Origin of the sequence: Pseudomonas sp. NA-150 (assembly GCF_044336365.1) — a bacterium.
Taxonomy (GTDB): Bacteria; Pseudomonadota; Gammaproteobacteria; order Pseudomonadales; family Pseudomonadaceae; genus Aquipseudomonas.
This window is the reverse complement of sequence record NZ_CP172305.1, coordinates 5,463,788-5,488,054: the sequence shown is the minus strand read 5'-3', so window position 1 is coordinate 5,488,054 and position 24,267 is coordinate 5,463,788. Positions and strand designations below refer to the sequence as shown.

General features: G+C 59.8%; 20 protein-coding genes. 3 read left to right on the top strand and 17 right to left on the bottom strand.

The features are described from left to right. Nucleotides 1–29: 29 nt before the first annotated feature. Nucleotides 30–380 (bottom strand): glutaredoxin family protein, encoded by a 351-nt coding sequence (locus tag ACF0H7_RS25795; RefSeq protein WP_397449661.1) that lies wholly within the window; start codon nt 378–380, stop codon nt 30–32. Further along, nucleotides 380–1,381: a nucleoid-associated protein YejK gene (yejK, locus tag ACF0H7_RS25790; protein WP_397449660.1), complete on the bottom strand. Its 1,002-nt coding sequence runs from the start codon at nt 1,379–1,381 to the stop codon at nt 380–382. Before yejK ends, ACF0H7_RS25795 begins: the two co-directional genes overlap by 1 nt. A 415-nt stretch (nt 1,382–1,796) precedes the next feature. Between yejK and ACF0H7_RS25785 the strand changes: the two genes are divergently transcribed. Further along, nucleotides 1,797–2,078 carry an HU family DNA-binding protein gene (locus ACF0H7_RS25785; RefSeq protein WP_397449659.1) on the top strand — a complete coding sequence of 94 codons (282 nt, stop codon included), beginning with the start codon at nt 1,797–1,799 and terminating at the stop codon, nt 2,076–2,078. 76 nt (nt 2,079–2,154) lie between these two features. Here the strand turns inward: ACF0H7_RS25785 and rlmF are convergent, their stop codons facing one another. The 5 genes from rlmF to ACF0H7_RS25760 form a co-directional block, all read right to left on the bottom strand. After that, entirely contained in the window at nt 2,155–3,156 is a 1,002-nt protein-coding gene (gene rlmF, locus ACF0H7_RS25780) for a 23S rRNA (adenine(1618)-N(6))-methyltransferase RlmF (protein WP_397449658.1), read from the bottom strand. A gap of 136 nt (nt 3,157–3,292) precedes the next feature. After that, a complete protein-coding gene (locus ACF0H7_RS25775; RefSeq protein ID WP_397449657.1) occupies nt 3,293–6,139 on the bottom strand; it encodes a valine--tRNA ligase in 2,847 nt (948 codons plus the stop codon). Between the two features lie 227 nt (nt 6,140–6,366). Beyond that, a complete protein-coding gene (locus ACF0H7_RS25770; protein ID WP_397449656.1) occupies nt 6,367–6,777 on the bottom strand; it encodes a DNA polymerase III subunit chi in 411 nt (136 codons plus the stop codon). A gap of 7 nt (nt 6,778–6,784) precedes the next feature. Continuing rightward, entirely contained in the window at nt 6,785–7,213 is a 429-nt protein-coding gene (locus ACF0H7_RS25765; RefSeq protein WP_397449655.1) for a DNA polymerase III subunit chi, read from the bottom strand. A 68-nt stretch (nt 7,214–7,281) separates the two neighbouring features. After that, nucleotides 7,282–8,772 (bottom strand): leucyl aminopeptidase, encoded by a 1,491-nt coding sequence (locus ACF0H7_RS25760; RefSeq protein WP_397449654.1) that lies wholly within the window; start codon nt 8,770–8,772, stop codon nt 7,282–7,284. Nucleotides 8,773–9,097: 325 nt separating this feature from the next. Here ACF0H7_RS25760 and lptF point away from each other — a divergent pair, with 325 nt between their 5' ends. Both lptF and lptG read left to right on the top strand, forming a co-directional pair. Further along, nucleotides 9,098–10,219, top strand: a complete 1,122-nt coding sequence (gene lptF / locus ACF0H7_RS25755; RefSeq protein ID WP_397449653.1) for an LPS export ABC transporter permease LptF — start codon at nt 9,098–9,100, stop codon at nt 10,217–10,219. Beyond that, entirely contained in the window at nt 10,212–11,273 is a 1,062-nt protein-coding gene (gene lptG, locus ACF0H7_RS25750; RefSeq protein WP_397449652.1) for an LPS export ABC transporter permease LptG, read from the top strand. Before lptF ends, lptG begins: the two co-directional genes overlap by 8 nt. A 110-nt stretch (nt 11,274–11,383) precedes the next feature. Here lptG and ACF0H7_RS25745 read toward each other — a convergent pair whose 3' ends face one another. The 10 genes from ACF0H7_RS25745 to ACF0H7_RS25700 all read right to left on the bottom strand — a co-directional run bounded on the left by ACF0H7_RS25745 (nt 11,384) and on the right by ACF0H7_RS25700 (nt 24,227). After that, nucleotides 11,384–11,872, bottom strand: coding sequence for an RDD family protein (locus ACF0H7_RS25745; protein ID WP_397449651.1), 489 nt, complete (start codon nt 11,870–11,872; stop codon nt 11,384–11,386). A gap of 99 nt (nt 11,873–11,971) precedes the next feature. After that, nucleotides 11,972–12,184 (bottom strand): cold-shock protein, encoded by a 213-nt coding sequence (locus ACF0H7_RS25740; RefSeq protein ID WP_397449650.1) that lies wholly within the window; start codon nt 12,182–12,184, stop codon nt 11,972–11,974. Between the two features lie 303 nt (nt 12,185–12,487). After that, nucleotides 12,488–13,612, bottom strand: a complete 1,125-nt coding sequence (gcvT, locus tag ACF0H7_RS25735) for a glycine cleavage system aminomethyltransferase GcvT (RefSeq protein WP_397449649.1) — start codon at nt 13,610–13,612, stop codon at nt 12,488–12,490. A gap of 73 nt (nt 13,613–13,685) precedes the next feature. Then, nucleotides 13,686–15,062, bottom strand: coding sequence for an L-serine ammonia-lyase (locus tag ACF0H7_RS25730; RefSeq protein WP_397449648.1), 1,377 nt, complete (start codon nt 15,060–15,062; stop codon nt 13,686–13,688). A 218-nt stretch (nt 15,063–15,280) separates the two neighbouring features. Continuing rightward, nucleotides 15,281–18,145, bottom strand: a complete 2,865-nt coding sequence (gcvP, locus tag ACF0H7_RS25725) for an aminomethyl-transferring glycine dehydrogenase (RefSeq protein ID WP_397449647.1) — start codon at nt 18,143–18,145, stop codon at nt 15,281–15,283. Nucleotides 18,146–18,154: 9 nt separating this feature from the next. Next, nucleotides 18,155–18,538 (bottom strand): glycine cleavage system protein GcvH, encoded by a 384-nt coding sequence (gcvH, locus tag ACF0H7_RS25720; protein ID WP_397449646.1) that lies wholly within the window; start codon nt 18,536–18,538, stop codon nt 18,155–18,157. A gap of 356 nt (nt 18,539–18,894) precedes the next feature. After that, the gene (locus tag ACF0H7_RS25715) at nt 18,895–20,403 is read right to left on the bottom strand and encodes a sigma-54-dependent transcriptional regulator (RefSeq protein WP_397449645.1); all 1,509 of its coding nucleotides are present in this window, start codon (nt 20,401–20,403) and stop codon (nt 18,895–18,897) included. Between the two features lie 73 nt (nt 20,404–20,476). After that, nucleotides 20,477–20,896 (bottom strand): YbaN family protein, encoded by a 420-nt coding sequence (locus ACF0H7_RS25710; protein WP_397454021.1) that lies wholly within the window; start codon nt 20,894–20,896, stop codon nt 20,477–20,479. 62 nt (nt 20,897–20,958) lie between these two features. Further along, nucleotides 20,959–21,561 (bottom strand): biliverdin-producing heme oxygenase, encoded by a 603-nt coding sequence (locus tag ACF0H7_RS25705; protein WP_397449644.1) that lies wholly within the window; start codon nt 21,559–21,561, stop codon nt 20,959–20,961. Nucleotides 21,562–21,641: 80 nt separating this feature from the next. After that, nucleotides 21,642–24,227, bottom strand: coding sequence for a TonB-dependent receptor (locus ACF0H7_RS25700; protein WP_397449643.1), 2,586 nt, complete (start codon nt 24,225–24,227; stop codon nt 21,642–21,644). Nucleotides 24,228–24,267: the final 40 nt, after the last annotated feature.

Here is a 24,267-nt window from a genome sequence, read left to right as displayed (position 1 = left end):
TGGATCGCGGCCTGCGGCAGCTCCTACAATTATTTCAGCGCGGCCAATATCTCTTCCGGGCTGAATCCCCGAATCAACGTGCCATTCACCACGATCATCGGAATGCCACGCCCACCCAGGGCTTCATAAGCCTTGCGTCCCTCAGCCGATTTCTCGATATCGAACTCGGTGTAAGGAATGCCCTTGCTGTCGAGAAAACGCCGCGTCTGTTTGCAGTAACCGCACCAGTCGGTGGCGTACAGCGTGACCTTGGCCTGGCTCGAAACCTGGGCCAGCACTGCGCTGGGCGGGTTGAAGAAATGCTCAATCTTGCCCCAGTTCTGCCAGGCCACGACCACCAGCATGATCAGGACGAATTTCTTCAGGGTGCGAATCAGCATCAGCGGCGCTTCAACTGATCAGTGAGTTGGGTCGGCAGGCCTTTGATGATCAGGGTGCCGGCTTCTTCGTCGTATTCGATCTTGTCGCCCAGCAGGTGCGCTTCAAAGCTGATCGACAAGCCCTCTGCGCGCCCGGTGAAGCGACGGAATTGGTTGAGGGTGCGCTTGTCCGCCGGGATCTCCGGCGACAGGCCGTAGTCCTTGTTGCGGATGTGATCGTAGAAGGCCCGTGGGCGCTCTTCGTCAATCAACTCCGACAGTTCTTCGAGTCCCATGGGCTCGCCCAGTTTGCTCTGGCTGCTGGCGTAGTCGACCAGGGTCTTGGTCTTCTCGCGGGCGGATTCTTCCGGCAGGTCTTCGCTTTCCACGAAGTCGCTGAACGCCTTGAGCAAGGTGCGGGTTTCGCCGGGGCCATCGACGCCTTCCTGGCAGCCAATGAAGTCGCGGAAATATTCTGAAACCTTTTTCCCGTTCTTGCCTTTGATGAAGGAAATGTACTGCTTCGACTGCTTGTTGTTCTGCCACTCGGAGATATTGATCCGTGCCGCGAGGTGCAGCTGACCCAGGTCCAGGTGGCGCGACGGGGTCACGTCCAGCTCGGCGTTCACCGCCACGCCTTCGCTGTGGTGCAGCAGGGCGATGGCCAGGTAATCAGTCATGCCTTGCTGGTAATGGGCGAACAACACGTGGCCGCCGACTGACAGGTTGGATTCCTCCATCAGCTTCTGCAGGTGCTCGACCGCCACTCGGCTGAAGGCGGTGAAGTCCTTGCCAGCGTCGAGGTATTCCTTCAGCCAGCCACTGAACGGGTGCGCGCCGGATTCGGCGTGGAACAAGCCCCAGGCCTTGCCCTGCTTGGCGTTATAGCTCTCGTTGAGGTCGGCGAGCATGTTCTCGATGGCCTGGGACTCGGCGAGTTCGGAGTCGCGGGCGTGGAGGACTGCTGGCGTACCGTCGGGTTTCTTGTCGATCAGGTGGACGATGCAATGACGGATCGGCATGGGCTTCTCGGCTGGAGTAATCGAAGATCACGAGCGGCACAGGCGTCTGCGCTCGATTCAAAGTCGGCAAGTGTAACGCACCTTGGGCACCGCTGAAGGGTCTGGTGTGTCGACGGTTTTCGGCTGAAATCGGGCTTTGATCGACATTTTTTATCGGATACGGCCGAAAAGCTGACCAAATGGGTAGGCAAGTGCGGATATTTACCCGGCTCTGTGCTAGTTTTGCCCGGTCTTGCGCACCTGAAGCGCGCTAAGCACGCAGTTTGTCGCTGTCCGGTCGAACCAAACTACGGTTTCGGTATCTACAGTTCGCGGTTAATCGTGGTTGCTACCGGCGGACCAGGTTCATCGCCTGGCCCCGGGCCGACGCCTCATTCTGCAATCCAAATGAATTTGATAGGGAAGGAACATCACCATGGCATTGACTAAAGACCAATTGATCGCCGATATCGCCGAAGCGATCGACGCGCCAAAAACCACCGCGCGTAATGCTCTTGAGCAATTGGGCCAGATTGTTGCTGACCAACTGGAAAACGGCTCCGAAATCACTTTGCCAGGCATTGGCAAACTGAAAATCACCGAGCGTCCAGCACGCACCGGCCGTAACCCATCGACTGGCGCCGCCATCGAAATCGCTGCCAAGAAAGTGATCAAGTTCGTACCGGCTAAAAGCCTGAGCGACTCGGTCAATAAGTAAGCCTTAGCGCTTATTGAAAAAAACCGTGCGACGGAGCGATCCGCGCACGGTTTTTTTGTGGGCGTTTGTCGGCGGATTACGGTTTGGTCGTGTTCCAGCGCTCGGCGCGCCAAGCCAATTGCTGCGCCTTGTCGTGAAAGGTCCAGGCAACGAAGCGGCTTTGCTTCTGCCCTTGTGACATCTCGACCACCTGGCTTTGCACGGCGCCGATCTTCTTCAGCGTACCCTGGATCATCGGCAGGTTGGACGCCTTCGACACCAGTGTGCTGAACCACAGCACCTGACGCGCCACCTGTTTGCTTTCGTTGATCAACTGCGTGACGAAGCCGATCTCACCGCCTTCGCACCACAATTCCTGAGATTGCCCACCGAAATTCAGTACCGGCAATTTGCGCTTGGGATCGGCCTTGCCCAGCGCGCGCCACTTGCGATGGCTGCCGCGTTGCGCTTCGTCCAGCGAGGCGTGGAAGGGCGGGTTGCACATGGTCACGTCGAAGCGTTCGTCGCTCTTGAGCAGGTCCAGCAGGATCTGCTTGCGATTGCCCTGCAGGCGCAGGCTGACGGCCTTGTGCAGGCTATTGGACTTGATGATCGCGGTGGCAGCGGCCACAGCGGTGGGGTCGATGTCCGAGCCGAGGAAATGCCAGCCGTAGTCACTGTGGCCAATCAGCGGGTAAACGCAGTTGGCGCCCGTACCGATGTCCAAGGCTTTGATCAGGGCACCGCGTGGGATAACACCTTCATTGCTCTCTGCCAGCAGGTCCGCGAGGAAGTGCACGTAGTCGGCACGCCCCGGAATCGGTGGGCACAGGTAATCGGCCGGGATGTCCCAGTGAGCAATGCCATAGAACGACTTGAGCAGCGCGCGGTTGAATACCCGCACGGCGGACGGGTCGGCGAAGTCGATGCTTTCCTTGCCATACGGGTTGATGATCACGAACTTTGCCAGCTCGGGATTGCTCTTGATCAGCTTGGGAAAGTCGTAACGGCCTTGGTGGCGGTTACGCGGGTGCAGCGTAGCCTTCTCGCGCGGTTCGGCGGGAGTGCTGGGAGTCTTGGGTTTGCGTGGAGCTGTCATGGGTACAGAGGCCTGTAGGAGCGGGCTTGCCCGCGATCGAGTGCGAAGCGCTCGTCGATGATAGGCAATCGATGGTGAGGGTCGTGCCGACCTTATCGCGGGCAAGCCCGCTCCTACATAGGAGCGGGCTTGATCCTTACAAACTGGCGATACGTGCGTGTTGCTCGGCCAGTTTGCCCAGAGCCTGTTCGGCTTCAGTCATTTTGGCGCGTTCCTTGGCGATGACTTCCGGCGGTGCCTTGTCGACGAACGCGGCGTTGGACAGCTTGCCGCTGACGCGTTGCACTTCGCCTTGCAGGCGCTGGATTTCCTTGTCCAGACGCGCCAGTTCGGCATCTTTGTCGATCAGACCGGCCATCGGCACCAGCACTTCCATCTCGCCAACCAACGCCGTTGCCGACAGAGGGGCTTCCGCACCAGCCGCCAGTACAGTGATGGATTCGAGCTTGGCCAGTTTCTTCAACAGGTGGTCGTTTTCAGTCAAGCGGCGCTGGTCTTCGGCGCTGACGTTCTTGAGGAACAATTGCAGCGGCTTGCCGGGGCCGATGTTCATTTCCCCACGAATGTTACGCGTACCCAGCATCAGGCCCTTGAGCCATTCGATGTCGTCTTCGGCGGCCTGGTCAATGCGCGCTTCGTTGGCCACTGGCCAAGGTTGCAGCATGATCGTCTTGCCCTGCACACCGGCCAGCGGCGCGAGGCGCTGCCAGATTTCTTCGGTGATGAATGGCATGAACGGGTGAGCCAGGCGCAGGGCCACTTCCAGCACGCGAACCAGCGTGCGACGGGTGCCGCGCTGACGTTCGACCGGTGCGGTTTCGTCCCACAACACAGGCTTGGACAGTTCCAGGTACCAGTCGCAATACTGGTTCCAGATGAACTCGTACAAGGCTTGTGCCGCCAGGTCGAAACGGAATTGATCCAGTTGACGGGTCACTTCGGCTTCGGTGCGCTGCAGTTGCGAGATGATCCAGCGATCCGCCAGCGACAGTTCGACTTCTTCACCGTTCTGGCCGCAGTCTTCACCCTTGTCCAGCACGTAGCGCGCGGCGTTCCAGATCTTGTTGCAGAAATTGCGATAGCCTTCGACGCGGCCCATGTCGAACTTGATGTCGCGACCGGTGGACGCCAGCGAGCAGAAGGTGAAGCGCAGGGCGTCGGTGCCATAGCTGGCGATACCGTCGGCGAACTCGTCGCGGGTCTGCTTTTCGATCTTCTTCTGCAGTTTTGGCTGCATCAGGCCGGTGGTGCGCTTGGCGACCAGGTCTTCCAGCTCGATACCGTCGATGATGTCCAGCGGGTCAAGGACGTTGCCCTTGGACTTGGACATCTTCTGACCCAGGCCATCGCGGACCAGACCGTGCACGTAGACGGTCTTGAACGGAACCTGCGCGGTGCCGTCTTCATTCTTCACCAAATGCATGGTGAGCATGATCATCCGGGCAACCCAGAAGAAAATGATGTCGAAGCCGGTGACCAGCACGTCGGTGGAGTGGAAGGTCTTCAGCGCTTCGGTTTTTTCTGGCCAGCCGAGGGTGGAGAACGTCCACAGGCCCGAACTGAACCAGGTGTCGAGTACGTCGTTGTCCTGTTGCAGCGCAACGTCTGGACCGAGGTTGTGCTTGGCACGGACTTCGGCTTCGTCGCGACCGACGTAGACCTTGCCCGACTCGTCGTACCAGGCCGGAATCCGGTGGCCCCACCACAGCTGACGGCTGATGCACCAGTCCTGGATGTCACGCATCCACGAGAAGTACATGTTTTCGTATTGCTTGGGCACGAAGGCGATGCGGCCGTCTTCCACGGCGGCGATGGCCGGTTCAGCCAAAGGCTTGGTGGAGACGTACCACTGGTCGGTCAGCCACGGCTCGATGATCGTGCCAGAGCGGTCGCCCTTCGGCACTTTCAGTGCGTGATCGTCGACGCTGACCAGCAGGCCGGCTTCGTCGAACGCGGCAACGATTTGCTTGCGCGCTTCGAAACGGTCCAGGCCGGCGTAGGCGGCAGGCAGGGTGCCATCAACTGTATCGTTGAGCGTGCCATCAAGGTTGAACACTTGGGCGGCCGGCAGAACGGCGGCGTTTTTGTCGAAGATGTTCAGCAGCGGCAGGTTGTGGCGCTTGCCGACTTCATAGTCGTTGAAATCGTGGGCCGGGGTGATTTTCACACAGCCGGTGCCGAATTCAGGATCGCAGTAATCGTCGGCGATGATCGGGATGCGGCGGCCAACCAGTGGCAGCTCGACGAATTTGCCGATCAGGGCTTTGTAGCGCTCATCCTCCGGGTTAACTGCAACGGCGGCGTCGCCGAGCATGGTTTCCGGACGGGTGGTCGCGACGATCAGGTAATCCAGGCCATCAGCGGTTTTCGCGCCGTCAGCCAGCGGGTAACGCAGGTTCCACAGGAAGCCTTTCTCGTCGTGGTTTTCCACTTCCAGATCGGAAATCGCCGTGTGCAGCTTGGTGTCCCAGTTGACCAGACGCTTGCCGCGGTAGATCAGACCGTCTTCGTGCAGGCGCACGAAAGCTTCTTTCACCGATTCCGACAGGCCGTCGTCCATGGTGAAGCGCTCGCGGCTCCAGTCGACGGACGAGCCAAGGCGACGAATCTGACGGCTGATGTTGCCACCGGACTGATCTTTCCATTCCCAGATTTTCTCGAGGAACTTGTCGCGTCCGAGGTCATGACGGCTCAGGCCTTGCGCTTCGATCTGACGCTCTACCAGCATCTGCGTAGCGATACCGGCGTGGTCGGTGCCCGGCTGCCACAGGGTGTTGCGACCCTGCATGCGGCGGAAACGGATCAGCGCGTCCATGATCGCGTTGTTGAAGCCGTGGCCCATGTGCAGGCTGCCAGTGACGTTCGGCGGCGGAATCATGATGGTGTACGAGTCGCCCGCGCCTTGCGGAGCGAAATAGTTCTCGGACTCCCAGGTCTGGTACCAGGAAGTTTCGATGGCGTGCGGCTGGTAGGTCTTGTCCATGCGGGGCGGGAACCTAATTGGCATTAATTCGGGAAAGCCGGCAAGTATAGCGGGGATGAAGGGCGGGGCGTAGAGCGAGGCGATGGTGGGTGGCAGAAAAAGCGCAATTTTGTAGGAGCGGGCTTGCCCGCGATCGGCTGTGAAACAGTCGCAAAATGGTTAAAGGGTTACCGCAGGAAGGTCCTGCGGCCCTTATCGCGGGCAAGCCCGCTCTTACAGAGGGTCAGTCAAGCCGGATATTGACTCAACAACCGCTCCAGCCGTGCATCGAGGCGGCGTTTGATTTCGGTTTCGATGTGCGGAGCGAAGTCGTCGATCACGTCTTGCATGATCAATTGCGCGGCGGCGCGCAGTTCGTTGTCCAGGTGCAGCAGGGCATCCGGGTTGGGCGCTGCGGGCTCGGCCTTGACGGGCGCGGGCTCTGGTTCTTCGGTCAGGGTCGGGATCTGTGCGTCTGCGCTATCGGCGTCAGCCGCCGCGTCGCCGCCGACCAGATCGAACAGCAAGGGAATTTGATTCTCCGTGACGACCGTATCGGTCAGCAGCGGGGGTTGCAATGAATCATCGCCAAGCAACTGGCGGATCGACTCGAGGTCGTCCAGCAGGTGCGCGTCTTTCAGGGGTTTTGAAGTATCCATTGTGTACTCAGAGACGCTGTAACCGGTGATCTTGCAGAGGATAACCCTGTTCACGATAGAAGCGGAAACTCTCTCGTGCGGCCTGACGGATCGCGGGATCTTCCACGACGACTTCCGCCACCCGGGCAAAACGTTTGAAAAATTCGGGGATGCGCAGGTCGAGGTTGACCAGCAAATCCTGATGTTGCCCTGGGTCATCACCCAGTCCCAGTACGATCGGAGCGTCGTGATCGTCTTCGGCCGAGCCGTGGGGCACGAAGCTTTCGCCCTTGAAGCGCCACAGCCGTGCGTCGAGGTCGTCACGCTGCGCCGCGTCGCTGCAATGCAGGTACACCCGATGGCCGAGTCGCCAGGCTTTTTCGCTGAGTTTGCAGGCGAAATCCAGGCGCGCGGAAGGGTCAGCGCTGGGCAGGATATAAAAGTCGACTTGGGTCATGTCAGCGGTGGTTCCAGAAATAAAGCAATGGGCGCATCAATCAGAAGGCTGATGCGCCCATGAGCGCTTTACGCGCCAGCGCGGTCCAGCAGGTATTGGGTCAGCAGCGGAACCGGACGACCAGTGGCGCCCTTGTCCTTGCCGCCGCTCAGCCATGCAGTGCCGGCGATGTCCAGGTGCGCCCACTCGTAGGCCTTGGCGAAGCGCGACAGGAAGCAGCCCGCCGTGATGGTGCCGCCTTTAGGGCCGCCAATGTTGGCAATGTCGGCGAACGGGCTGTCCAGTTGTTCCTGATACTCGTCGAACAACGGCAATTGCCAGGCGCGGTCGTCGGCCGCTTTACCCGCGTCCAGCAGTTGCCCGATCAGCGCATCGTTGTTGCCCATCAGGCCCGAGGTGTGGCCGCCCAGGGCAACGACACACGCGCCGGTCAGGGTGGCAATGTCGATCACCGCTTTAGGCTTGAAGCGTTCGGCGTAGGTAAGGGTGTCGCACAGCACCAGACGGCCTTCGGCGTCGGTGTTGAGGATTTCCACGGTCTGGCCGCTCATGGTGCTGACGATGTCGCCCGGACGGGTCGCGCGGCCGCTTGGCATGTTTTCGGCGCAGGCCAGCAGGCACACCAGGTTGATCGGCAGTTTCAGTTCGAGCACGGCACGCAGGGTGCCGAATACGCTGGCAGCGCCGCACATGTCGAATTTCATTTCGTCCATGCCCGGTGCTTGTTTGAGGCTGATGCCACCGGTGTCGAAGGTGATGCCTTTGCCGACCAGCACGTAAGGCTGTTCGCTTTTTTTGCCGCCCTGGTAGTTCATGACGATCAGGCGGGGAGGTTGTTCGCTACCCTGACCCACGGCCAGGAAGGCACCCATGCCCAGTTCCTTGAGCTTCTTCTCGTCGTGGATTTCGACTTTGAGGCTTTTGTACTCTTTGCCCAGGTCTTTGGCTTGTTCTGCCAGGTAGCTCGGGTGGCACAGGTTCGGCGGCATGTTGCCTAGATCACGGGTAAAGGCCATGCCATTGGCGATTGCCTGAGCGTGGCTCACGGCGCGTTCGACGTCTGCCTGGTTGGCTTTGTCGGTCAGCAGGGTGATTTTCTTCAGTGCGCGTGGATCGGCTTTCTGGCTCTTGAAACGATCGAACACATATTCGCCATCGACCAGAGTTTCCGCCAGCAAACGCGCCTTGCCGTAGGCATTGCGGTTTTTTACTTTCAGTTGGTCGAGGGCGAGGGCTGCATCGCTGCCACCCAGACCTTTGAGAACCGACAGCACGGCGCTGATGACTTTACGGAACGGACGGTCACCCAGCTCTTCATCTTTACCCACGCCAACCAGCAGCACGCGCTCGGCTTTGAGGTTCGGCAGGCTGTGCAGCAACAGGCTTTGTCCAACCTTACCGGCCAGGTCGCCGCGCTTCAGTACAGCGCTGATCGCGCCGCCGCTGAGGGTGTCGAGGCTTTTCGCCGCGTCGCTGAGAGTACGGCCTTCGCCGACTGCAACCACCAGGGTGGCGGTTTTCAGGGTTTCTGGGCTAGTGCTTTTTACAACCAATTCCATGTCGGGTTCCCCGAATAAGCGGTGGATTTCGCAGAATAAATGGGTGCTCGCGGCCACAGAGAGTTGTCTCGTATCTGTGATGCCTGCGGCAAGGCACGCAGTTTGACCCTGACGTACGGACCCTGACAACCCTTCGCTTGCTACGCTGCCCCGTGCTTTCGTGCGGCTATCGCCTATCTACAGAGAGTGTTCAGTGACAGACACCCTCAATCACAGGATAATGCCGCATATTTTTTTGGTGGTTCGCTTCGGCGGGCCGGTAATCATCGTAGCTGATTCGCTTTTTGTTTGGCTGCCTGAGCCTGGCAATCCTGGAGTGTCTGGTTTGATCGTCTTTCGTTATTTGTCCCGAGAAGTGCTGGTGAGCCTGAGCGCCGTGAGCGCCGTGCTGCTGGTCATCATCATGAGTGGACGCTTCGTTAAATACCTGGCCCAAGCGGCCACGGGCGCGCTGGATCCGGGCGCGCTGTTCATGATCATGGGCTACCGCATGCCCGGCTTTCTGCAACTGATTCTGCCGCTGGGACTGTTCCTGGGCATTTTGCTGACCTACGGGCGGCTGTACCTCGAGAGCGAGATGACCGTGCTCGCGGCCACCGGCATGAGCCAGCAACGCCTGCTGTGGATAACCATGGCGCCGGCCGCCGTGGTTTTCCTGGTGGTGAGCTGGCTGAGCTTCGGGCTGGCACCACAAGGGGCACAGCAGGTGGCGATAATCGTTAACCAGCAGGATGCGATGACCGAATTCGACACCCTTGAACCCGGACGATTCCAGGAGTTGCGTGACGGTTCACGGATCACTTATACCGAAACCATGACCGACGACCGTGCCCACCTGGGCAACGTGTTCATTTCGGAAAAACGCACCTCTCGCGACAAGAAAAAAGATGCTGGCATTTCTGTGCTGGTGGCTGAGAAGGGTCGTCAAGAGATCAAGCCTGACGGTACGCGCTACCTGATTCTGGAAAACGGCTATCGCTACGACGGTAATCCAGGCGAGGCCAACTACCGCGTGATCAAGTACGACACCTATGGTGCTGTGCTGCCGAAGCCTGAGATCAGCGAGGAAGTTACCGACCGCGAGGCTATTCCGACCCGCGAGCTGATCAGCGCCACTTCGGCGCGTGACAGGGCCGAGCTGCAATGGCGAATAGCGCTGCCGATCCTGGTATTCATTGTCACCCTCATCGCTGTGCCGCTGTCCAAAGCCAACCCGCGTCAGGGTCGATTCCTCAAACTGCTGCCGGCGATTTTGCTGTACATGGCTTACTTGACGATTCTGATTGCCGCTCGCGGGGCGCTGGAGCGGGGGCGGATCCCGATGGCTCTCGGCCTGTGGCCGGTGCATCTGTTGTTCCTTGCGATTGGCGTGTTGTTGCTTTATTGGGAACCCCTGCGGTTGAAGATGGCAAGCCGCCGTGACGTGCAGGAGGTGGCCCGTGGTTAAACTCGACCGCTACATCGGCAAGAGCGTTCTGATCGCGATACTCGGTGTGCTGGGGGTCATTCTGGGTCTGGCTTCGCTGTTCGCTTTCATCGATGAGATGAAGGATATCAGTGCGACTTACACCCTGGCAGACGCCGTTTCCTTCGTGTTTTTGACTGCGCCTCGGCGGGTCTATGAAATGCTCCCGATGGCCGCGTTGATCGGCTGTCTGGTAGGCCTCGGCGGTCTGGCCAGCAGTAGCGAACTGACCATCATGCGCGCAGCGGGCGTTTCCCTCGGACGTATCGTCTGGGCGGTAATGAAGCCGATGCTGTTGCTGATGATCGCTGGCGTGCTGGTGGGCGAATATGTCGCGCCGGTTACCGAAAACATGGCGCAGTCCAACCGTTCCCTGGCTCAGGGGACCGGTGACGCACAAAGCGGCAGATATGGTGTCTGGCACCGTCAGGGGCAAGAGTTCATTCACATAAACTCCGTGCAACCCAATGGCGTGCTGTATGGAGTGACGCGTTATCACTTCGACAACGAACGCCACATGCAACTGGCGAGCTTTTCCAAGCGCGCCAAATTCGCCAATGGTGTATGGGATCTGGAAGAAGTCACCACCACCGTATTCCACCCGGACAGCACTGAAGTCATCACCACCCCGACTGAACGTTGGGATGTTTCTCTCAGCTCGCAGTTGCTCAGTACCTTGGTGCTGCCGCCGGATGCGCTGTCGATCAGCGGGTTGTGGAGTTACTCGCACTACCTGGCGGAGCAGGGTTTGAACAGCGGTCGTTACTGGCTGGCGTTCTGGACCAAGGTGCTGCAGCCACTGGTGACCGTGGCGCTGGTGTTGATGGCGATCTCGTTCATCTTTGGCCCGTTGCGATCGGTGACCCTGGGCCAGCGGGTGTTCACGGGGGTACTGGTGGGCTTTGTCTTCCGTATCGCTCAAGACCTGTTGGGGCCATCTAGCCTGGTGTTCGGCTTCTCGCCGTTGTTCGCGGTGTTGGTGCCGTCGGCGATCTGTGCGATTGCCGGAGTCTGGTTGTTGCGTCGGGCGGGTTAAGCCGTTCGCAGATCATTTGTAGGAGCCAACTCGTTGGCGAGGGGCTAGACGCGGTTTGTCTGACACACCGCCTCGCGAACAGGTTCGCTCCTACAGGTTTCCACCAATCCTTACTTCTTCTGCTTCGGTATCCGCACCAACTGGGTGTTGGAATACATGTCATGCCAGCTGCGCTTCTGCTTGTCGAACAGCGTCCAGAAAAAGCCCAGCCCCACGCACAACCACGATCCAATCGATACCACAAACCTCAACAAGGCCTGCCACAGGCTGATGCCTGTGCCGTCGGCGTTCTGCACGCGAATGCCCCATACCTGCATGCCCAGCGTCTGACCCGAGTGGGTCCAGAACTTGGCAAAGAACGCGAACAGGGCAAACAGCAGAATCGTCGACAACAGCGGATCGCCATCCAGCGCACCGGCATCGGACAGCGCATGCAGTTTGGCTTCACCCATGATCGCCATCTGCACCAGCTTGTAGATAAAGGTGGTGACCATCAGCAGCGCAACGCACAGCAAGGCGTCATAGAACATCGCGGCCAGGCGACGGCCGAGGCCCGCTACGGGGAAGTCGCCTTGTGGGCGAAGCTGGTGGGTCGGCATGACGGGGCTCTCCATTGCAAAAAAGAACCCATTTTACGGAATTCCACACATAAAAAAGCCCCTGATGATCACATCAAGGGCTTTTTAAGCTACAGCTATTTACGCGTCGGCTTGTACTTCATCAGCCTGCATGCCTTTCTGGCCTTGCACAGCGATGAAGGTCACTTTCTGGCCTTCTTTCAGGCTCTTGAAGCCGTTGCCTTGAATCGCGCGGAAATGGACGAACAGATCCGGCCCGCTTTCTGGAGTGATAAAACCAAAACCTTTTTCGTCGTTAAACCACTTGACGGTACCGCTCTGACGTTGAGACATTTTCTTATTCCCTTGGAGCTTCAATTAGTGACAGTACCTTTCACCTGAAAGCGTACTGGGCTGGTTGCAGGAAGAAGAAACGTCGAGCGGGATGTAGCAAATCTGGCGCTACTGCCCGGGTCCGAATCCAGCGACCCATGCAAACACAGTCAAGAAACTTTACGCTAACCCCAGCCGAAAAAACAAGCCCCGAGAAGTCCCGGTTTCCGGGGCTCTCAGGGCTGTTTGAAAAGTTTTACCGATGCCGAAGCATCGATAGTTTTTAACTTTTTCGGCTCAGTCCGACGTTAATAAATCAGTCACTTAGCCTCTGTAGTAGCGCTGCGCTACAAACGGCATTTTGCTGACTTTCATCAACACTTTCTTGCCGCGCACGATGGCCCAGACGTCAGTGTCCAGCGCCAGATGAGCGCTGTTCAGATACGCCATCACCAACGGTGCGCCAAGGGTCGGACCGAAGCCGCCGCTGCTGACGGTGCCGATTGGCTGGTCGTTGGCATCGACGATTTCCGCGCCTTCACGCACCGGGGTACGTTCCTGTGGCAGCAGGCCGACACGCTTGCTGCTCACGCCTGCGGCCTGTTGCGCGAAGATTTTCTCGGCACCGGGGAAACCACCGGCACGTGCGCCGTCGGCACGACGCACCTTGGAGATCGCCCACAGCAGGCTGGCTTCGATCGGCGTGGTTTCGGTGTTCATGTCGTGGCCGTACAGGCACAGACCGGCTTCCAGGCGCAGCGAATCTCGTGCGCCAAGGCCGATAGCAGCAACTTCCGGCTCAGCCAACAGGGCGCGGGCCAGGGCTTCGGCGTTTTCAGCCGGAACCGAAATTTCGTAACCGTCTTCACCGGTGTAACCCGAGCGGCTGACGAAGCAGTCAACGCCCAGCAGTTTCACGCTGGCGAATTGCATAAAGGTCATCTTCGCCACTTCCGGTGCCAAACGGGCAAGCACGGTAACGGCGGCGGGGCCTTGCAGGGCCAGCAGGGCGCGCTCTTCGAACAGCGGCTCGATGCTGCATTGACCGGCCAGGTGTTTTTGCAGGTGTGCGAGGTCTTCGTTTTTGCAAGCGGCGTTGACCACCAGCATCAGTTGATCGTTGCCGAGGTTGGCGACCATCAGGTCATCGAGGATGCCGCCGTTGTCGTTGGTGAACATCGCGTAGCGCTGCATGCCCACCGGCAGGTCGACGATGTCCACGGGGACCAGGCTTTCCAGCGCCTTGGCAGCGTTGGCGCCGGTCAGGCGAATCTGGCCCATGTGCGAAACGTCGAACAAGCCCGCTTGCTCGCGGGTGTGCAGGTGCTCCTTCATCACGCCGAGCGGGTACTGCACGGGCATGTCGTAGCCGGCGAACGGCACCATGCGCGCGCCGAGTTCGATGTGCAGCGCATGAAGCGGAGTGACGGACAGTTGTTCGGTGGACATACAGGAACTCCTTGGAAATTTAGCGCACTCGTCGGTATTGAGGACAAGCCCACGGGATGTCATGAGGCTGGTGTCAGCACTCGATAATGTTCACGGCGAGCCCGCCTCGAGCGGTCTCTTTGTATTTGCTTTTCATGTCGGCACCGGTCTGGCGCATGGTGCGGATCACTTTGTCGAGGGACACGAAATGTTGTCCGTCGCCCCGCAGTGCCATACGCACCGCGTTGATCGCCTTGACTGAACCCATGGCGTTGCGCTCGATGCAAGGCACCTGCACCAGTCCGCCAATCGGGTCGCAGGTCAGGCCCAGGTTATGCTCCATGCCGATTTCCGCGGCGTTTTCCACCTGCTGGACGTTACCGCCCAACACTTCGCACAAGGCCCCGGCGGCCATCGAACAGGCGACACCGACCTCACCTTGACAGCCCACTTCGGCGCCGGAAATCGAGGCGTTCTCTTTGTAGAGAATGCCGATGGCGGCCGCGGTGAGCAGAAAACGCACCACGCCGTCTTCGTTGGCGCCGGTGATAAAACGCATGTAGTAGTGCAACACCGCCGGGATGATCCCCGCCGCGCCGTTGGTGGGCGCGGTTACGACCCGTCCGCCGTTGGCGTTTTCTTCGTTGACCGCCAGTGCGTACAGGTTCACCCAGTCAAGCACCGACAGTGCGTCGCGCAAGGCGGCTTCCGGGTTCTGGCACAGTTGCCGATGCAGTGCGGCAGCGCGACGTTTGACCTTCAGCCCGCCCGGCAGGATGCCTTCGTTGCGGCAACCGGCTTCCACGCAATCCTGCATGACTTGCCAAATGTGCAGCAGGCCTTGCCGGGTTTCCGCTTCCGGGCGCCAGGCGGCTTCGTTGGCCAGCATTACCTGGCTGATGGACAAGCCATGGGCGGTGCAATGGCCGAGCAAATCCTTGGCGCTTTTGAACGGGTAGGTCAGCGGAGTGGCGTCTTCAACGATGCGGTCAGCGCCGGCAGCGTTGTCATCGACGACGAAACCGCCGCCGACGGAATAGTATTCGCGGCTGTGAATCTGCAAGCCGGCGGCATCGAAGGCACGAAAGATCATGCCGTTGGGATGGAATGCCAGGGGTTTGCGGATCATCGCCAAGTGTTGTTTTTCAATGAACGCGATGCTGTGTTCACCCAGCAGGTTCAAGCGTTCGCTGCTGCGGATTTGTTGCAGGCGCGCAGCGACGTTTTCGGTATCCACGGTGTCCGGGTGTTCACCTTCGAGTCCCAGCAGGACGGCTTTGTCGCTGCCGTGACCTTTGCCGGTGGCGCCCAGAGAACCATACAGCTCGACTTTGACGCAGGTGGTGGCAGCCAGCAGCCCGTCGCGCCGCAGCCCTTCAGCAAACCGCGCCGCAGCCCGCATCGGGCCCACGGTGTGCGAGCTGGAGGGGCCGATGCCGATCTTGAACAGGTCAAACACGCTCAGTGACATGGTGCACTCCGGGTTTTTGTTGTAGTGAATGCGGTGTTTCACGGGGACCGCGTTGGCCCATTCGCAGGCAAGCCTGCTCCCACACGGATCCCCTGTAGGAGCGAACTTGTTCGCGAGGCGGCGTGACAGATACACCGCGTCAAGCTACTCGCCAACAAGTTGGCTCCTACAGGCAAATGCGGTGTGTCAGACACACCGCAACAGTAGACCCATCCTTATCAAGCGTCTTGATAGCTCTCGATAGACGGGCACGCGCAGATCAGGTTGCGGTCGCCGAACACGTTGTCGACGCGGCCCACCGGCGGCCAGTATTTGCCGTCGATCAACGAAGCTACCGGGTACACCGCTTGTTCACGGCTGTACGGGTGGCTCCACTCGCCGACGATTTCCGCAGCGGTGTGTGGCGCGTTTTTCAGCGGGTTGTCTTCCTTGTCCAAGGTGCCTGCTTCAACTGCGCGAATCTCTTCGCGGATCTTGATCATGGCGTCGCAGAAGCGGTCCAGTTCTTCTTTGGATTCGCTTTCGGTCGGCTCGATCATCAAGGTGCCGGCCACCGGGAACGACATGGTCGGGGCGTGGAAGCCGAAGTCGATCAGACGCTTGGCCACGTCATCAACGCTGATGCCGCTGCTGTCTTTGATCGGGCGCAGGTCGAGGATGCATTCGTGCGCGACCAGACCATTGCTGCCGGTGTAGAGCACGGGGTAGTGCTCTTCCAGGCGACGCGAGATGTAGTTGGCGTTGAGGATCGCCAGCTGCGAAGCGCGCTTCAAGCCAGCGCCGCCCATCATGCGGATGTACATCCAAGTGATCGGCAAAATACTCGCGCTGCCGAACGGTGCCGCGCACACCGCGCCTTCTTTACGCTCCATGTGGCCGTGGCCGGGCAGGAACGGGGTCAGGTGTGATTTGACGCCGATCGGGCCAACGCCCGGACCGCCACCGCCGTGGGGAATGCAGAAGGTTTTGTGCAGGTTCAGGTGCGACACGTCGCCACCGAACTTGCCCGGTGCGCAGAGGCCGACCATGGCGTTCATGTTGGCGCCGTCGATGTACACCTGGCCGCCGTTGTCATGCACGATGCCGCAGATTTCGCGGATACCTTCTTCGAACACGCCGTGGGTCGACGGGTAGGTGATCATCAGCGCGGCGAGGTGTTCGCGGTGCTCGATGGCCTTGGCGCGCAGGTCTTCGATGTCGACGTTGCCACGCGCATCGCAGGCAGTGACGACTACGCGCATGCCAGCCATGTTGGCGGTGGCCGGGTTGGTACCGTGGGCCGACGACGGGATCAGGCAGATGTCGCGACGGTCTTCGCCACGGCTCTGGTGGTAAGCACGGATCGCCAACAGGCCGGCGTATTCACCTTGGGAACCAGCGTTCGGTTGCAGCGAAATCGCGTCGTAACCGGTGGCGGCGCAGAGCATCGCTTCCAGTTCGTCGGTCAGCTGCTGGTAGCCGGCGCTCTGCTCGGTCGGCGCGAACGGGTGCAGGTTGCCGAACTCGGCCCAGGTCACCGGGATCATTTCGCTGGCGGCGTTGAGCTTCATGGTGCACGAGCCCAGCGGGATCATGGTGCGGTCCAGCGCCAGGTCCTTGTCGGCCAGCTTGCGCAGGTAGCGCATCAGCTCGGTTTCGGAGTGATAACGGTTGAACACCGGGTGGCTGAGGATCGGCGATTGACGCAGCAGTGCAGCCGGCAGGCGCGCTTCAACGCTGGTAGCCAGCGCGGTGAAATCAGGCAGTGCCTGGCCATCGGCAGCGAACAGTGCCCACAGGGTTTCAACGTCGGCTTGCTGCACCGTTTCGTCGAACGACAGGCCAAGGCGCTGGGCGTCGATTTCACGCAGGTTGATCTGCTGGGCGCGGGCTTTGGCGTGCAGCGCAGCGGTATCCGCGCCAGTGTTCAGGGTCAGGCTGTCGAAGAAGAACTGCTGCTCGACGTTCAGGCCCAACTGGCTCAGGCCTTGAGCGAAAATCGCGGTCAGTTGGTGGGTGCGCTTGGCGATCTGGGTCAGGCCACGTGGACCGTGGTACACGGCGTACATGCTGGCGATGTTGGCCAATAGCACCTGCGCGGTGCAGATGTTGCTGGTGGCCTTCTCGCGACGAATGTGTTGTTCGCGGGTTTGCATCGCCAAGCGCAGTGCAGGCTTGCCATGACGATCAACCGAGACACCGACCAAACGGCCCGGCATGTCACGCTTGTACGCATCCTTGGTGGAGAAATACGCCGCGTGCGGACCACCGAAGCCCAGCGGCACGCCGAAGCGTTGCGCGCTGCCGATGGCCACATCGGCGCCAAAATCACCCGGTGGGGTCAGCAAGGTCAGGGCCAGCAGGTCAGCGGCGACCGCGACCAATGCGTGAGCCGCGTGGAAACGCTCGACCAGCTCGCGGTAGTCAAACAGATCACCGTTGCTCGCCGGGTATTGCAGCAGCGCGCCGAAGTACTGGCTGACGTCGGTGATTTGGCTTTCGTCAGCCACGACGACAGTGATGCCCAACGGCTCGGCACGGGTGCGCAGCACGTCGAGGGTCTGCGGGTGGCAGTGGCTGGAAGCGAAGAACAGGTGGCTGCTTTTGTTCTTGCTCAGGCGTTTGCAGAAGGTCATCGCTTCAGCGGCAGCGGTGGCTTCATCGAGCAGCGAGGCGTTGGCAATCGGCAGGCCGGTCAGGTCGCTGATCAGGGTCTGGAAGTTCAGCAGCGACTCCAGACGGCCCTGGGAAATCTCGGGCTGATACGGCGTGTACGCGGTGTACCAGGCCGGGTTTTCCAGCAGGTTGCGCAGGATCGGCGACGGGGTGTGGGTGTTGTAATAACCCTGGCCGATGTAGGTTTTGAACAGCTGGTTCTTGCTGGCAATGGCTTTGATCGCGGCGAGGGCGTCGGCTTCGCTTTGGCCGTCGCCGAGGTCGAGGACGCTGGTGCCTTTGATGCTGTCGGGGATGACGCTGGCGCTGAGGGCTTCCAGGGAGTCGAAGCCCAGGGTCGCGAGCATTGCGGTTTCGTCGGCCTGACGCGGGCCGATGTGGCGCGCGATGAATTCGTTGGCGGTGCTCAGTTCAATACGGTCAGTCATGTCTATTCCTCAAGCGTCGGCGTTGGCTTTGATCAGGCGGTCGTAAGCGTCCTGATTGAGCAATTGGGCGACGGCACTGGCGTCGGCCGGGATGAAACGGAAGAACCAGCCGTCAGCCATCGGGGCTTCGTTGACCAGTTCCGGGTTGCCGTCCAGGGCCGAGTTGGTTTCCACGACTTCACCGTCCAGTGGCATGTACACGCCACTGGCGGCTTTGACCGATTCCACGGTGGCGGCTTCAGCGCCTTTTGCGTAGGTTTGCAGTTCCGGCAGTTGCACATAAACCACATCGCCCAGAGCGTCCTGCGCGAAGGCCGTGATGCCGACTGTGACGCTGCCGTCAGCTTCGGTACGCAGCCATTCGTGGTCTTCAGTAAAACGCAACTCGCTCATAACAACTCCTCAACAGGGCAAGGGTCCGTGGCTTGCACGAACGTAATACCTGAGTACATAGCAAGTTTGCGGCCAAGGTTGTTAAGGCCTTGTAAATCAGGGCTTTACGCTGATTATTGAGAGATGGATTGTGAATGGGTGTAGCGAAATCGCTACAGGCAAAGCGGGATAAAAAAGGCTTATGGGATCAAAGCCTTGCAGTGCGGGGATCAGAGCTGTCTGTAGCGAAATCGTTCCGCTGTAGTGGTTTCAGTACAGAAGTCGCGATTTCTGTAGAAGCGGGCTTGCCCGCGATCATTGCGATGAGGGTGTGTCAGGAATATCGCCATCGCGGGCAAGCCCGCTCCTACAGGGCGTTAGGCTTTGCCAGGTATTCCGTATTTGCGCAGCCGGTGGGCAATCGCGGTGTGAGAAGTCTGCAACCGACTGGCGAGCTGGCGGGTCGAGGGGTAGCTGGCGTAGAGCTTTTCCAATAAACCTTTTTCAAAGTCTTCCACCGCTTGTTCAAGACTGGCCACTTCACCATCGTTCTGCCGCGCCACAGCGGTTCCGGCAATATCCAGGTCGCCGATGTCCACCAACGAACTTTCGCAAATCGCCGCCGCGCGGAAGATCACGTTCTGCAATTGCCGCACATTGCCCGGCCAGCGGTTGCCCAACAGTGCGGGATAAGTTCCGGGCGTCAGGCGACACACCGGACGCTGGATCTGCGCGCAGGCCTGTTCCATGAAGTAGCGTGCCAACAACAAAATATCCTGCCCGCGTTCGCGTAAGGGCGGCACTTCCAGATTGAGCACGTTCAGGCGATAGAACAGGTCTTCGCGGAAAGTGCCTTCGCTGACCATCTTTTCCAGGTCACGGTGGGTGGCGCTGAGGATACGCACGTTGACCTTTACTTCACGGTCGCCACCGACGCGCCGAAAGCTGCCATCGTTGAGGAAGCGCAGTAATTTGGCCTGCAAATACGGCGACATTTCACCGATCTCGTCGAGAAACACCGTACCCTGATTCGCCAGTTCCATCAGGCCCGGCTTGCCACCCCGTTGCGCCCCGGTGAAAGCGCCGGGGGCATAACCGAAGAGTTCGCTTTCGGCGAGGTTTTCCGGCAAGGCCGCGCAGTTCAGTGCCAGAAACGGCGCACTGTGGCGGGTGCTGACGGCATGACAGGCGCGCGCCACCAGTTCTTTGCCGGTGCCGGTTTCGCCTTGAATCAGCAAGGGGGCGTCCAGCGCCGCGACCCGTTGGGCACGGGTCTTGAGCAGGCGGATGGGTTGCGATTCGCCCAGCAATGAGTCGAAGCCTTCGCTGTGATCGTGGTGCAACGCAGCCAGTCGCTCACCGATGCGGCTCGGTTGATACAGGGTCAGCAGCGCGCCGGAGTCGGTAATCGGCGTTGCGTCCAGCAGCAGTACCTCACCCTTGAGCGTGACTTCACGCAGCGGCAGGCGGAAACCGTTTTCCAGCAAGGCGATTTGCAGGCGGGGGTCGGCGAACAATTCGCCCACCGACTCACCCTGTGGTTCGCGGCCGTAAAGCGCGATCAGGGCAGGATTGGCCAGCAGAACATTGCACTGTTTATCCAGCGCCAGCACGGGGTCGGTCATGGCCGCCAGCAGGGCGTCGAGTTGCAGGTGGCGACGTTGGCCGGGGAGGATGTCGACCACGGTGATGGCCTCCACGCCCCGCACGCGAAACAGCGCATCTTTCAGTTCTTCCAGCACTTGCGGGCTGAGAGTTGGCGCGTCGATGTAGACGTTCGGCGGCACCATCTCCACCGCATCCAGATTCAGATTGCGCCCACCCAGAATCGCCAGTACTTCCTGGGTGATACCAACGCGGTCGATAAAGCTGACGTGGATACGCATGGGCGGATTAAAGGTTCTGGGCGGCGGGGTGGCAAGTATGCCATCAGGGGCGGGTCAGGCACATCGCGTCAGATCATTCGTGGACGGCATCGCAGGTGGGCTCCGGGCGCGACCAGATCCACAGGTTGCCCAGGCTCATGCCGAAAATCGCCAGATAGATTGGCCAGCCATGGTCCAGCAGGGTCAGCATCAACACCGCGCACAGCAGCATGCTGACCGTCGCACTGATTTTTGCCCGGCGGGCGATCAGGCGGCCGTTGCGCCAATTGCTCAGGATCGGCCCGAACAGGCGATGGTTTTCCAGCCAGGCGCTCAGGCGGGGCGAGCTTCGGGTTGCCGCCCAAGCAGCCAGCAGAATGAATTCGGTGGTGGGCAGACCCGGCACGAAGATGGCGATCAAGCCGAGGCCAAGGCTGACATAAGCCAGGATGCCGAAGAGCATGCGGGAAAGTTTGGTTCCCGGCAGTTTCCGGGGTGGGTTCTGGTGGGTCATGGGGTGTCTGTTCATTTAACAACCCGGCCAGTCTAACAGGGCTGGCCGGGGGCAGGACGGATTCAGACGAGCTCGGTCTCGGCGGCGTAAGCCTGTTGCAGCAAGACATTGAAGCGTTCAAAGGCAGCGATGGCGCCTTGCTCTATCTGGGCTTCTTCCTCGGCGCTGAACACCAGGCCATCGAGGGTGCGCACGAAGTTCTTCCAACCTTCGGCGCGACCTCCGGCAGGTTCGCCCAGGTGTCGCGCGCCAAAGCTGTCGCTCAGGTTCAGCGCTGCAGCGCGCTTGATCAAAAAGGCCGCACCCAGCTTGGAACCTTCGGAGACGAACAGCCAGCCGAGCGCTTCGGCTGTGCCGGGATTCTGTAGCGCGCCGGTAACCGGGGCGGGCAGGGCGGTATTGAGGTCGGCGAGATCGGCCTTGGCCTGTTCGGCGCGGCAACGCTCGGCCAGATCAGGAATGATGTTGATCAGCTCGGGATCGGTGTACAGCGCTTTCAGTTCATTCTGAAAACCAAATTGCGCAACGACAAAGCGCGCGTAGCTTTCCAGGGTCTCGAACGGCGCGTTGGCCTTCACTGCTTTATCGAGCTGTTCATGGGGCGCGTTGGTCACCTGGTTCAGACGTTGCGAACGCAGGGCGGGGCGGTTTTCGGTCGTGGTCATCTTGTCTTCCTGGCAAAAATGGCGCGCGTTATAACGAGACGTATGCGCGCGCCCTGTGCGTAAAAAATCGTCGCTGGAGGTTAGATATCCCAGACCACATTGACGCCGAAGTTGCGACCCGGTTGGGTCAGGCGATCAAGGTTGGCCGGGCTGGTGACGGCGGCTTCACCGGTGCTGTCGTAGCCGCGCACGTCATCCCAACGCCAGTATTTCTTGTCGGTCAGGTTGTACAGGCCGGCGTTCACGGTTACGTCGTCGGTGACTTTGTAGTAGCCGGTCAGATCCAGGATGCCGAAGCCTGGGGTTTTGAATTGCTTGGAGGTACCGTCCGGAGCGTTGAACGCTACGCCAGTGTCATCCACACGATCCTTGCGTTTGACCAGGGTCCAGCTCAGCAAGCCGCCGTAATTATTCTGGTCGTAACCCAGACCGAAGACGCCGGTCAGCGGGTTGACGCTGTTGATCGGTTGGCCATTGTCGTTGTTCTTGCCGTAGAGGTAAGCAATCGAACCCTGGGTGTACAAGCCGGTCGGTGCGCCTAAGCTGTCGAGGTTCAAGCGACCTTTGACTTCGGCGCCCTTGATCGTCGCGTGTTTGATGTTGTTGGCTTCGAAGACGGTTTCAGTGGCACCCGGAACGATATTGTCTTCGTTAATGAAGTCGCGGTACTTGTTGTAGAACACCGCAACGTCAAACGAGCCGGACTCGAAATTGCCGCGCAGGCCGGTTTCGTAACTCTTGCTTTTTTCCGGTTCAAGGTTTGGATTCGGCGCGACGCTATATCCCTGGGGAATGTTCTCGAAGCGGCCGTAAAGTGCCTTGGCGGTTGGCGTGCGGAAGCCTTCGGCGTACTGGCCGTACCAGGTGTATTGCTCGGTCAGCGCGTAAGTTACGCCGAGTTTCGGCGACACACGATGCCAGGTTTTGTCCTCACTGCTGACTGTGCCGTTGCCTGTCGGGTCGGCACTTCTGAGGAATTCCTGAGTGATGTGCGGATCGAGTTTGGTGTAGTCGTAGCGTGCGCCTGGGAGGAAGGTCCAGTCGTTCCAGCGGATTTCGTCCTGAGCGAATAGCGAATAGGTAGTGATGGTGGGATCAGGGAAATCACTGATGGGATTCACACGGTCTGTAGCGCTGTCTGCCCCAATTGCTCGGCAACTACGGAACACTGCGACACAGGTCCCGCTGCCGGTGCGCAAACCTGTCACTTTCTGCTGCTTGATGGTCGTGCCATAGGTCAACAGGTGCTGGGTGTCGGCAATGGCAAACGCCTTGTCCAGTTGCGCGTCGAATACCCACTGCTTGTCTTTGTACACCGTGTCGCGCTCGCGCAGCACTGTGCGGTCGGGCGGGGAATACAATTCTTCGGTGCTCTGATCGGTCTTGGCTACCTGATAGTTCAAGCTCCATTTGACGTGATCCACCAGCAAGCTGTTCAGGGCGAAGCTGTTATCGATGCCAAAACGCTCCCGAGTCAGGGTGTCGTTGCCCGTACGCGACTGGTAGTAACCGAGCGCTCGACCTACGAACGGCCCACCCACTGCACTTTTCTGATTGGTATCGGTGTCGTCTTTATAACGCTCATAGGTCAAGCCCAGGCGCGATTCATCGCCATAGTTCCAACCCAGTTTCGCCAGTACGTTGGTGGCGCGAATATCTTGCGGGTTGGCGGCGGTTCGGCCCAGGCCGGTACCGCCGTGGTCGTCATAGGATTCGGTTTCGCGGCCATTGCGCTGGCTCAGGTGCAGCAAACCGTCGAAATCGTCGTGGCGGCCGGCAACGGTTGCCGAGTTCAGCCAGCTGTTGTCCGCCGAGCTGTAACCGGTCTTCAAGCGCGCACCCACGTCCTGACCCGGCTTGATGATGTCGTCCGGGTCGAGGGTGAAGTAACTGACCGCGCCGCCTATCGCGTTGCTGCCATACAGCACCGACGCCGGGCCACGAAGGATTTCCACACGCTTCATGATTTCCGGGTCGACGTAATTGCGGTGGGTCTGGGCGTAGGGGCCGTTGGCAAAGCTGTCGGGAATTTCGACACCATCGACCTGAGTCAGGATGCGGTCGCCGTCGATGCCGCGAATGTTGTAACCGGTGGTGCCAGCGCGCTGTCCGGCGCCGCCCACGGAAACGCCTGGTTCGTAACGCACCAGGTCGCGGATGTTGTTCACATTGTTGCGATCAAGTTCGGCGCGGTCATGCACAGTGACGGTGCTGGGCACCGAGTTCACCGGCTGCTCGGTACGGGTGGCGCTGACGGTCATCTGCTGCAAGGCCACGGCGTCGGCGGTGCGTTTCTCCAGCACCACATTGTTATTACCCAGCGAGCGGTAATCCAGCTGAGTGCCCGCCAGAATGCGCTGCAACGCTTTTTCCGGCGGCAAGGTGCCTTGAGCGCCCGGCGATGTCACCTCTTGCGCCAGTTCAGCCGGTAGCCCGACCTGCCAGCCGGTGACCCGACTGAATTCATTGAGCGCCGACACCAAGGATTGTGGCGCAATGTTGAATGAGTAGGTCCCCATGCTGCGGGCCGGTTGATCAGCCGAGGTTGCAGCGTTGAGCAGCGGGCTGTAGGCGCCTGCGCTGAGGACGGCAACCGTCAGCAAAGAAAGGCTGAGCTTCTGGCTCTTGTTGAAAGATGAGGCGGGGGACTTGTACGGCGACGGCATCGATAGCGCTCCCTGTCGGGCGTGTCTTTATAGTTGCTGA